At 59.6% G+C, this 9971-nt stretch carries 11 protein-coding genes; 9 read left to right on the top strand and 2 right to left on the bottom strand.

All coding sequences use genetic code 11. The features are described 5' to 3' along the window. The first annotated feature begins 50 nt into the window (after positions 1-50). The 4 genes from ACEW8J_RS09375 (at position 51) to ACEW8J_RS09390 (ending at position 4229) form a co-directional block, all read left to right on the top strand. Positions 51-2390, top strand: coding sequence for a heavy metal translocating P-type ATPase (locus ACEW8J_RS09375; protein ID WP_373491373.1), 2340 nt, complete (start codon positions 51-53; stop codon positions 2388-2390). Positions 2391-2465: 75 nt separating this feature from the next. Further along, positions 2466-2978 carry a DUF305 domain-containing protein gene (locus ACEW8J_RS09380; RefSeq protein WP_373491374.1) on the top strand — a complete coding sequence of 171 codons (513 nt, stop codon included), beginning with the start codon at positions 2466-2468 and terminating at the stop codon, positions 2976-2978. 29 nt (positions 2979-3007) lie between these two features. After that, complete coding sequence (locus tag ACEW8J_RS09385) at positions 3008-3730, top strand: glutaredoxin family protein (RefSeq protein WP_373491383.1); 723 nt, start codon at positions 3008-3010, stop codon at positions 3728-3730. 244 nt (positions 3731-3974) lie between these two features. Then, positions 3975-4229, top strand: coding sequence for an ATP-binding protein (locus tag ACEW8J_RS09390; protein WP_373491375.1), 255 nt, complete (start codon positions 3975-3977; stop codon positions 4227-4229). Between the two features lie 358 nt (positions 4230-4587). Here the strand turns inward: ACEW8J_RS09390 and ACEW8J_RS09395 are convergent, their stop codons facing one another. After that, positions 4588-5511 (bottom strand): DMT family transporter, encoded by a 924-nt coding sequence (locus ACEW8J_RS09395; RefSeq protein ID WP_373491376.1) that lies wholly within the window; start codon positions 5509-5511, stop codon positions 4588-4590. A 90-nt stretch (positions 5512-5601) separates the two neighbouring features. On the opposite strand from ACEW8J_RS09395, the gene ACEW8J_RS09400 reads away from it, so the two are divergent. Together ACEW8J_RS09400 and ACEW8J_RS09405 are read left to right on the top strand one after the other, a co-directional pair. Continuing rightward, positions 5602-7104: a CoA-acylating methylmalonate-semialdehyde dehydrogenase gene (locus ACEW8J_RS09400; RefSeq protein ID WP_373491377.1), complete on the top strand. Its 1503-nt coding sequence runs from the start codon at positions 5602-5604 to the stop codon at positions 7102-7104. A 24-nt stretch (positions 7105-7128) separates the two neighbouring features. After that, positions 7129-7425: an I78 family peptidase inhibitor gene (locus ACEW8J_RS09405; RefSeq protein WP_373491378.1), complete on the top strand. Its 297-nt coding sequence runs from the start codon at positions 7129-7131 to the stop codon at positions 7423-7425. A gap of 15 nt (positions 7426-7440) precedes the next feature. Here the strand turns inward: ACEW8J_RS09405 and ACEW8J_RS09410 are convergent, their stop codons facing one another. Next, on the bottom strand, positions 7441-7566 hold the full coding sequence (locus tag ACEW8J_RS09410; protein WP_373491379.1) for a hypothetical protein: 126 nt from the start codon (positions 7564-7566) through the stop codon (positions 7441-7443). 119 nt (positions 7567-7685) lie between these two features. Here ACEW8J_RS09410 and ACEW8J_RS09415 point away from each other — a divergent pair, with 119 nt between their 5' ends. From ACEW8J_RS09415 to ACEW8J_RS09425, 3 genes are all read left to right on the top strand, one after another. Continuing rightward, complete coding sequence (locus tag ACEW8J_RS09415; protein WP_373491384.1) at positions 7686-8531, top strand: polysaccharide deacetylase family protein; 846 nt, start codon at positions 7686-7688, stop codon at positions 8529-8531. A gap of 10 nt (positions 8532-8541) precedes the next feature. Continuing rightward, on the top strand, positions 8542-9783 hold the full coding sequence (locus ACEW8J_RS09420) for a dipeptidase (RefSeq protein WP_373491380.1): 1242 nt from the start codon (positions 8542-8544) through the stop codon (positions 9781-9783). Positions 9784-9785: 2 nt separating this feature from the next. Further along, positions 9786-9971: acyl-CoA dehydrogenase family protein (locus ACEW8J_RS09425; RefSeq protein ID WP_373491381.1), on the top strand; the 186-nt coding region annotated here is incomplete at its 3' end.

A 9971-nucleotide genomic window follows, 5' to 3' on the forward strand; every position in this document is an offset into this window, starting at 1 on the left:
CATATATACCCCCATAGGGTATATTGATCGCCACCGAAAAGGATGTCGAAATGACGGATTCCGCGTTGCCTCACGACCACGCCGACAGCGCCGCGCCGGTCAAAGACCCGGTCTGCGGCATGACCGTCGATCCCGGCAAGACCCAACATCACGCGCATCACGCCGATCAGGAATATCATTTCTGCTCCGCCGGTTGCCGCACGAAATTTGTCGCCGATCCGGATCGCTATCTTTCGCCCAATCCGTTGGCCGCACAGGAAGATGCGCCCGAAGGCACTATTTACACCTGTCCGATGCACCCACAGATCCGCCAGGAAGGACCCGGCTCCTGTCCGATCTGCGGGATGGCACTGGAACCGGAAACCTTCTCGCTCGATAGCGGCCCGGATCCCGAATATATCGATATGCGCCGACGCTTCTGGGTGAGTGCGGTATTTTCCCTGCCGCTGTTCCTCTACGCCATGGGAGACATGATCCCGGGCCAGCCGTTTGCATCACTGTTCGATCCCGGCACCGCGAACTGGATACAGTTGCTGCTGGCGTCGCCGGTCGTTCTCTGGGGCGCCTGGCCGTTCTTTGTGCGCGGCGTGCAATCCTTAAAAAGCATGAACCTGAACATGTTTACCCTGATCGGGCTGGGCGTTGCGATGGCTTATGGGTTCAGTCTGGTTGCGACGCTGTTTCCGAACATCTTCCCCGCGGCCTTCCGCGGCCATGATGGCGGCGTTGCCGTCTATTATGAAGCCGCCGCCGTGATAACCACTCTGGTGCTCCTGGGACAGGTGCTGGAACTGAAGGCGCGCGGCCAGACCTCCAGCGCCCTGCGCGCGCTTCTGGAACTGGCTCCACCGGTTGCCAGGCGGATCAATGCCGATGGTTCGGAAGAAGAAATTTCGCTCGATCTGGTCCAGTCGGGTGACCGGCTGCGGGTCCGCCCCGGCGAGAAAATTCCGGTTGATGGCACCATCGCCAAGGGCTCGAGCACCATTGACCAGGCGATGATCACTGGCGAACCCATCCCGGTACAGAAAGCCGAGGGCGACGTTGTCACCGGTGGCACGGTCAATCAGACCGGCAGTTTCATCATGACCGCCGAGCGCGTCGGCAAGGACACGCTGCTGGCAAAAATTGTTCAGATGGTCGCCGAAGCACAGCGCAGCCGCGCGCCGATCCAGAAACTTGCCGATACCGTGGCAGGTCTTTTTGTGCCCGCAGTCGTTCTGATAGCCATTGCAACTTTCATCGTCTGGGCAATCTGGGGGCCGGAGCCGGCATTGGCTTACGGCCTTGTCAATGCCGTCGCCGTCCTCATTATCGCCTGTCCCTGTGCCCTCGGCCTTGCCACACCAATGTCAATCATGGTCGGCACCGGTAAAGGCGCGCAAAATGGCATCCTGATCAAAAATGCCGAAGTGCTTGAAACTTTTGAAAAGATTGACACCATCGTCGTCGACAAGACCGGCACCCTCACCGAAGGCAAGCCAAAGCTGGTATCGGTCGAACCGGAACAGGGCTTTGATGGTGATGAAATGCTGGCCCTTGTCGCTGCAATCGAGATGGCAAGTGAACATCCATTGGCCGCTGCGATTGTCGGAGGGGCAAAGGAAAAGGGCCTGGCATTCGAGGCAGCGAGCGACTTTCAATCAGTCACCGGCGAAGGCGTGGAGGCGACGGTCCAGAACAAGCGGGTCGCCATCGGCAATGAAAAGATGATGGACCGGCTGGGCGCGACCAGCACTGCACTGGCGGCGAAAGCGCAGGACGGCCGCTCGCAGGGCCAGACCGTGATGTTTGTCGCGATCAATGGCAAAGCGGCGGGCCTGATCGGTGTCGCCGACCCGATCAAGCCGAGTTCGGTGGAGGCGATCAAGGCATTGCACAAGGCCGGCATCCATGTGGTCATGCTGACTGGTGACGCCGAAGCGACGGCGCAGGCGGTTGGCAGAATGATCGGCATCGACGAAATTCACGCCAATGTCTCACCGGAAGACAAGCATCGGGTGATCAGCGAATTGCAGGCGGCCGGTAAACGGGTGGCGATGGCCGGCGACGGCATCAACGACGCACCGGCGCTGGCCAAGGCCGACATCGGCATCGCCATGGGCACCGGCACCGACGTCGCCATGGAAAGCGCCGGTATTACCCTGGTCAAGGGGGATCTGGGCGGCATTGCCAAGGCGCGGCATCTCAGCCAGCTGACCATGACCAATATCCGGCAGAATCTGTTCTTTGCATTTTTCTACAATGCGCTGGGTGTGCCGGTTGCGGCGGGCATCTTATATCCCTGGTTCGGAATCTTGCTCAGCCCGATGATTGCCGCGGCCGCGATGAGCCTCTCCTCCGTATCGGTGATCGGCAACGCCCTGCGGCTCAGGCGGAAGCAGCTGTAACGGAACTTTCGGCTTGTTCAGGCGTATAATACCCCCAGCAGGTATGAATCCGGATCAGTTTGAAGGGGACATAATATGTCAAAATATACCAGATTTATCGCTATGATTGCCACTTCGACGCTGGTCATGTTCGGTCTGATGTATCTCAACACTTATGCGCTTGATCATGTCCATTACAGCGAAACCCGCAGCTGGATGGCGCTCTACATGGGCGGCGCGATGGCTATCATCATGCTGTTGTTCATGCTCGGCATGTATGAAGACAAGCGCAAAAATGCCTTGATCCTGGGCGGCGCGGCGTTGTTGTTTGCCGGCTCGCTCTATCTGGTCCGCTCGCAGGACACGATTTCCGACCAGGCCTGGCAGAATGCGATGATCCCCCACCACTCGATCGCGATCCTGACCAGCGAACGCGCCAATATCGAAGATCGGCGGGTGCGCGAACTCGCCGACAAGATCATCCGGGCCCAGCGCCGCGAGATCAAGGAGATGCAGTGGCTGATCGAGGATATCAGAAAAAACGGCAAGGCGACGACGGACGCAGAAGCGGCGGCCCGGCCGGTACCGAAATTTGAGGGTACATTGTGAGCACGAACAAAACCGCCAGACTGCACCGTATGGTGATGCCAGGCCATATCTGTCCCTATGGCCTGAAATCGAAAGATCTGCTCGAACGGCAGGGCTTCACCGTCGAGGACCATCATCTGACGACGCGCGAGGAGACCGATGCGTTCAAGGCCAAGCATGACGTCGCAACCACGCCGCAGACCTTCATCAATGGCGATCGGATCGGCGGCTATGACGGCTTGCGGGTATTTTTGGGCAAGGACAAACCGAAGGACGAGCGCAGCGACACCAGCTATCAGCCGGTCATCGCCCTGTTCGCGATGACTTTCCTGATGGCGCTCGCCGCGGCCTTTGTCGCCACCGGAGCGTGGGTTTCGGTGCTGACGGCGGAATGGTTTGTCGCCTTCTCGATGTGCGGTCTTGCCTATCTCAAGCTGCGTGACGTCGAGAGCTTCTCGACCATGTTCCTCAACTATGACCTGCTCGCCAGGCGCTGGGTGCGCTACGGTTATCTCTACCCGTTTGGCGAGGGTCTGGCCGGTGTCCTGATGATCGCCGGCGTCGGCCTGTGGCTGGCCATCCCGGTGGCGCTGTTCATCGGCACGATCGGCGCGGTCTCGGTCTTCTACGCCGTCTATATCCAGAAACGCGAACTGAAATGCGCCTGCGTCGGCGGCGACAGCAATGTCCCGCTCGGCTTCACCTCGCTTACCGAGAATCTGTTCATGATCGGCATGGCGTTGTGGATGATCTACAAGATGGGCGCCAATTAGCCGTCCAGTCAGCCGGCCATTTCCGCTTCCTTATCCGTCCTGCACCGCCTTGGCGAGATTGGATCAGGCCATCCGGGACAGCATCGGCACGGCGCGCTCCGCCGTTGATGGTAAGTCGTTGGGACAGCGCGCAGAAATCGTCGATCCAGGCATATTATCAATTTGCCGAACAATCTCGTTGTCCCTATTCTGGAGCAATGCAGAGAATAACCCAACTGGACGCGATCGATTTCGCTCCCAAGCTGTGGTTACCAACGCCGTGAAACATGCGTTTATAAAACGCGAGTCCGGCGTGATATCCATCACCCTGACTAGCGCCGACAACGAGGCGGTCCTGACGATCGAGGATGACGGTGTCGGGTTGCCGGAAGATATTCGCGACGGTGCCGAGGGGCAGGGTTTTCTTGTCGCCTTTGCCACGATGGCCAGGGCCGAGCTGGACTGCCAGTCCGGCAATGCCGGTACCCGCTACGTCGCGACCATGGAAAACCTGCCCTGATGGTGTTGGCATCCGGCGAAATCGCATGTTGATCTGGCAATGCCCGTCAACAAACGCCTTTCCTACACCCTGCCTGATCGCTTATTCTGCCTGTTCGTTCTTTGACAGCTTAAATAAACGGGCCGCAGACCTCCCGCTGACCAGGGACCGATAACCCACCCGCTGCCGAAAGGTCTCACTGTCGACCCTTTTCGCGAGACTTTAACCTTGGAAATTCGCGGGTTTGGGCCAAAGGTCACGGAAAACAAAAAAGAATTGGCAGGTGAAAAGTATTTTTTCCCGCTACGGCGCGCGAAACCAATAATCGGTCCGCAAATAGGCGTTCTTGGCCCCAACTTTGACAAACTTTGGGACTGGATCAGGCGCTGTCGACCGCCTTGGCAATCGACAGGCGGCCCGCCGTCACATGCTCGCGCCAGGCAATGAATAGGCCCGATCCGATGATGATCGGCGCCCCCAGCCAGATCGACAGGCCGGGATATTGGCCGAACAGCAGGATGCCGAAGATGGTCGCCCAGATCAGCGCGCTATAGTCCATCGGCACGATCGTCGACACCGGCGCATAGCGCAATGACTGCGTGATGGCGAGCTGGCCGAGCGCGCCGAAAATGCCGATGCCCAGCAGATAGCCCGAGGTCCGCGCATCGTGGCCGCCGCCATAGATGAAGGCGCAGATAGTCAGCGCTGGCAAGGTGTAGACGGAGAACCAGAAGATCGTGACGATGCTGGTTTCGGTGCGGCCAAGGATACGGATCACCAGGGTGACCGCCGCCGTGACCAGCGCTCCGGCCAAAGCGACCGTGGCACCGAAGGCGGGGATCAGAGTGCCACCCGGCTGGACCACGACCAGCACTCCGACGAAGCCGATCATGATCGCCGACCAGCGCCGGATTCCCACTTTCTCGCGCAAAATCAGGGCCGCAAACAGGGTGGCGAAAATCGGCACGGTGAAGCTGATCGTCGTTGCATCGGCGAGCGGCAACAGGGTCATCGCCCAGAAATTGAGGCCCATCGCAAAAATGCCGAGTATGGACCGCAATATGTGCAGCCGGTGCTTGTTCGAGACGATCGATGGCCAGCCACGCTGGCTGCGCCAGATCAGGAAACAGATCAGCGGCATCGCGATCAGCTGGCGGTAGAACAGGCTCTCGGTGACATGCACGCCTTGCTCTCCGGCGAGCTTGACGAAAGCAAACATGAAGCCCAGCGACAGCATGGCGGCCAGCCGGGTGAGGATTCCGGCCATCGGCCGGTTCTGGCTGGCGGCATTGTCATCGCTCACGCAATATTGCCATAAAAGATAGGGTGACGGGTGTTGTGCATTGCTGCGGTAAATAGCATATAGCCCGCAAAAGCAATCAGGAGTCTTTCAATGCGCAACGTGACCCATGTCTTGGCCTCTGGAGGGACCGCAGCAGCAGCCCGCCAGAGCGAAATCTTCGACCCCAATAATGGTGGTATCCAGGGGAAGGTCGATCTGGGCGATGCAGCGGTTCTCGAAACCGCGGTGCAGAACGCGCTAGCGGCGCAGCCGGAATGGGCCGCAACCAACCCGCAGCGCCGCGCCCGGGTGATGTTCAAGTTCAAGGAACTGGTCGAGGCGCATATCGACGAACTCGCCCATCTGCTGTCGATCGAACATGGCAAGGTGATCGCCGATTCCAAGGGCGACATCCAGCGCGGGCTCGAAGTCATCGAATTCTGCTGCGGCATCCCGCATGTGCTGAAGGGCGAATATACCCAGGGCGCCGGACCCGGCATCGACGTCTATTCGATGCGCCAGCCGATCGGCATCGGCGCCGGCATCACCCCGTTCAACTTTCCGGCGATGATCCCGATGTGGATGTTCGGCCCGGCGATCGCGACCGGCAATGCCTTCATCCTGAAGCCGTCCGAGCGGGATCCGTCGGTGCCGGTGCGGCTGGTCGAACTGATGCACGAAGCCGGGCTGCCCAAGGGCATCCTGCAATGCCTGCACGGCGACAAGGAAATGGTCGACGCGATTCTGGATCATCCGGAAATCGGCGGCATCAGCTTTGTCGGTTCGTCCGATATCGCCCATTATGTCTACCAGCGCGGCGTCGCTGCCGGCAAGCGGGTGCAGGCGATGGGCGGAGCCAAGAATCACGGTATCGTGATGCCCGATGCCGACATGGACCAGGTGGTCAACGACCTGTCCGGCGCGGCCTTTGGTTCGGCTGGCGAACGTTGCATGGCGCTGCCCGTGGTGGTCCCGGTCGGCGAAGATACCGCTGACCGTCTGCGCGAGAAGATGATCCCGGCGATGGCGGCCCTGCGGGTTGGCATCTCCACCGATGAAGAGGCGCATTATGGCCCGGTCGTGAACCCGGCGCACAAGGCCCGGGTCGAGGGCTGGATCCAGAAAGGTGTCGATGAAGGCGCGGAACTGGTCGTCGATGGCCGCGGCTTCTCGCTGCAGGGCCATGAAGACGGCTGTTTCATCGGACCCTCTTTGTTTGACCATGTCACCACCGACATGGAAAGCTACAAGGAAGAGATTTTCGGCCCCGTGCTGCAGATCGTCCGTGCGAAGAATTTCGAGGAAGCGCTCAAGCTGCCGAGCGAGCACCAATATGGCAATGGCGTCGCCATCTTCACCCGCAACGGCCACGCGGCGCGGGAATTTGCCAACCGCGTGCAGGTCGGCATGGTTGGCATCAACGTGCCGATCCCGGTCCCGGTCGCCTATCACAGCTTTGGCGGCTGGAAACGCAGCGCCTTTGGCGACACCAACCAGCACGGCATGGAAGGCGTGAAATTCTGGACCAAGGTCAAGACGATCACCCAGCGCTGGCCCGACGGCACTGCCGACGGCGGCAACAAGGATGCCTTTGTTATTCCGACGATGGGTTAAGACCAGATAGGGAGAAATTTGCTGATGCGTATGGAAATCCCGATTATCGCGTTCCTGGCTTTGTCGGCCTGTGCAACAGACGGCACCGAAAGCGCACTGCCACCCCCGCCACCGGGGACAGCTTGCGATGCGTCCGGGCTGCAGGATCATATCGGCCATGTCGTGTCGGCCAAATCGGGCGAAACCCTGCTGGATCTTTCCGGCGCGCGGGTATTGCGCTGGGTACCGCCACGTACCGCGGTAACCATGGATTATCGCGATGATCGGCTGACCGTCAGCTATGACGATGACATGGTGATCACGCGAATAAGCTGTGGATAATAACGGCCTTGCTGCCTACTCCGGCTCGCCCTGTGACGGCCAATCGGCGGTACCGGTAATGGCGCAATGGTCGGGACCGACTCCGAGAAAATGCGCAGCTGCGCGAACCTGATCCGGATGCGGCCTTGCTAGCGCTGTCACCGCGGCTGTTCCTGCCATCGATTCTGCTGGCGATCCTGTTGTTCGCATTCTGGATTCCGGACCAGGTCATAGGCGAGGTGGCGCCCGATCCCGCTTTGGATGCCGTATCCGACTAGCGCATCGCGTTCAGTTTCGATGATGTTCCGCGCAGCAAGGGCGCCTTTCTCGAACCGGACGAGCGTCCCCGGTTGCTGATCGAAGCGCTCCAGACCGCTGGCATCAAGCAAGCCGCCTTCTTCATCAATCCCGGACGGATTACCGCCCACGACAATGATGCCGCCGATATCGCCGCTTATGCCAGGGCAGGCCATGTCCTGGCCAATCATACCGCGCAGCACAGCAGACTGTCTGCCATTTCGGCCTCGGCCTTTCTCGCCGATATTGACGCGGCGGAAACGTGGTTGAAAAACCGGCCCAATTACCGCCCCTGGTTCCGCTTTCCGTTTCTGGACGAGGGACAGAAAGACAAGGTCAAGCGCGATGCCGTGCGCGCAGGCCTTGGCAAGCGCGGTCTGATCAACGGCTATGTCACGGTTGATGCTTCAGACTGGTATATGGAAGATCAGGCAATCGCTGCAGCAGCGTCGGGCAAGCTGATGGACTGGAACGCCCTCCGCGACCTGTTCGTCGAATCCTATGTAGAGTCCGCCAATTTCTCCGACGACCTGGCACGCCGCACGCTGGGCAGGGCGCCGGTACAGATGGTCTTGTTGCACGAAACCGATATTGCCGCGATGTTTGTCGATGATCTGGCTGCCGCACTCAAAGCTGACGGATGGACGATCGTGACCGTCGACGAGGCCTATCGGGATCCGATCGCTCAAATGGTGCCGGACGTTGAATTTGCCGACGGCACCCGCACACAGATGCTGGCGGCCGAACGCGCAATCGGGAACCGCTGGTATGAACGCAATGATCGAAAAGTAGCAAAAAAGCTATTTGCCGAGCGGGTCCTGCGCGACTAGACCTTGGCGCATGAGATCAATTCCCATTGTTAACGGCCTGGCATTCGCCGTCGCCGCCCTTGCCGTCTCATCAGCATCGGCCCAAACGCCGGACCAGGTAGCGCAAGCGGTGCTCGCCGAAAATCCGGTGATTGATGGTCATAATGATGCACCGGAACAAATTGCCGACCGGTTCGCCGGCGATTTCACGCAATTCGACTTTCACGATACCGTTCCGACCACCAGCAAGGGTTCGGCGCCCATGCACACCGATATCGCCCGGCTCCGGCAGGGTAAGGTCGGCGGACAATTCTGGTCGGTCTGGATCGACCCGGAACTGCCGGAATTTGAAGCGGTCCAGCGGGTGATCGAACAGATTGATATCGTCCACCGTCTGGTCGGCGAATATCCGGAAGATCTGCAGCTGGCCCTGACCGCAGGGGATGTGGAGATGGCTCAAAAGCAGGGCCGTATTGCATCGCTGATCGGGATGGAAGGCGGTCATTCGATCGGAAATTCGCTCGCCGTGCTGCGACAGACCTATGCGCTCGGCGCCCGCTATATGACGCTGACCCACTGGAAAACCCTCGACTGGGCGGACAGCGCCACTGATGCGCCGAAGAGCGACGGCCTGTCCGAATTCGGCGTCTCGGTGGTGGAGGAAATGAACCGCCTTGGCATGATCGTGGATATTAGTCATGTGTCCGAAGCCACCATGAACGACACGCTCGACGTGACCAAGGCACCGGTGATATTCAGCCACAGCTCCGCCGATGGCGTTACCCGTCACTCTCGCAATGTGCCCGATGCGGTTTTGAAGCGGCTGAAGGAGAATGGCGGATTGGTCATGGTCACCTTCGTACCGTCTTATGTCAATAGCGCGAACCGGGACTGGGACGCAGCGCATAAGGCCGAGCAGGCACGCGCGGCAGCCTTGTTTCCCGGCGATGCTGACGCCCGGGCAGCGCATATGGCGAACTGGCGTGAAAGCAACCCGATGCCGCCCGTGACTGCCAAAGACATCGCCGACCATATCGATCATATCCGTTCGATTGCCGGCATCGACCATATCGGCATTGGCGGCGATTATGACGGCATTACCTCCACACCCGACGATCTCGGCGACGTCTCGACATATCCGGTGCTCTTTACCGAGCTGGCAAGGCGTGGCTATAGCGCCACCGATCTCGCAAAGATTGCGCGGGGCAACATCTTGCGGGTAATGCGGGGCGTCGAATCAACCGCCGTGCAATTAGCGAAGAACCAGAAATAGATATGACCCAATTTTCCCTGACCGAAGACCAGCTTGCCATTCAGGAAATGGCGCAGAAATTCACCGCCGACGCGATCACCCCGTTCGCGGCCGAATGGGATGAAAAGCATATCTTCCCTCGCGACACGATCAAGCAGGCTGCTGAACTCGGCTTTGGCGGCATATATGTGTCCGAGGAATCGGGCGGC

Origin of the sequence: Parasphingorhabdus sp. (genome assembly GCF_041748495.1) — a bacterium.
Lineage (GTDB): Bacteria > Pseudomonadota > Alphaproteobacteria > Sphingomonadales > Sphingomonadaceae > Parasphingorhabdus.

Excerpts from the sequence above, each read along its gene's own strand:
- ACEW8J_RS09380 (WP_373491374.1), top strand. The coding sequence starts at position 2,466 with ATGTCAAAATATACCAGATTTATCGCTATGATTGCCACTTCGACGCTG.
- ACEW8J_RS09420 (WP_373491380.1), top strand. The coding sequence starts at position 8,542 with ATGAGATCAATTCCCATTGTTAACGGCCTGGCATTCGCCGTCGCCGCC.
- ACEW8J_RS09385 (WP_373491383.1), top strand. The coding sequence starts at position 3,008 with ATGGTGATGCCAGGCCATATCTGTCCCTATGGCCTGAAATCGAAAGAT.
- ACEW8J_RS09405 (WP_373491378.1), top strand. The coding sequence starts at position 7,129 with ATGCGTATGGAAATCCCGATTATCGCGTTCCTGGCTTTGTCGGCCTGT.
- ACEW8J_RS09375 (WP_373491373.1), top strand. The coding sequence starts at position 51 with ATGACGGATTCCGCGTTGCCTCACGACCACGCCGACAGCGCCGCGCCG.
- ACEW8J_RS09400 (WP_373491377.1), top strand. The coding sequence starts at position 5,602 with ATGCGCAACGTGACCCATGTCTTGGCCTCTGGAGGGACCGCAGCAGCA.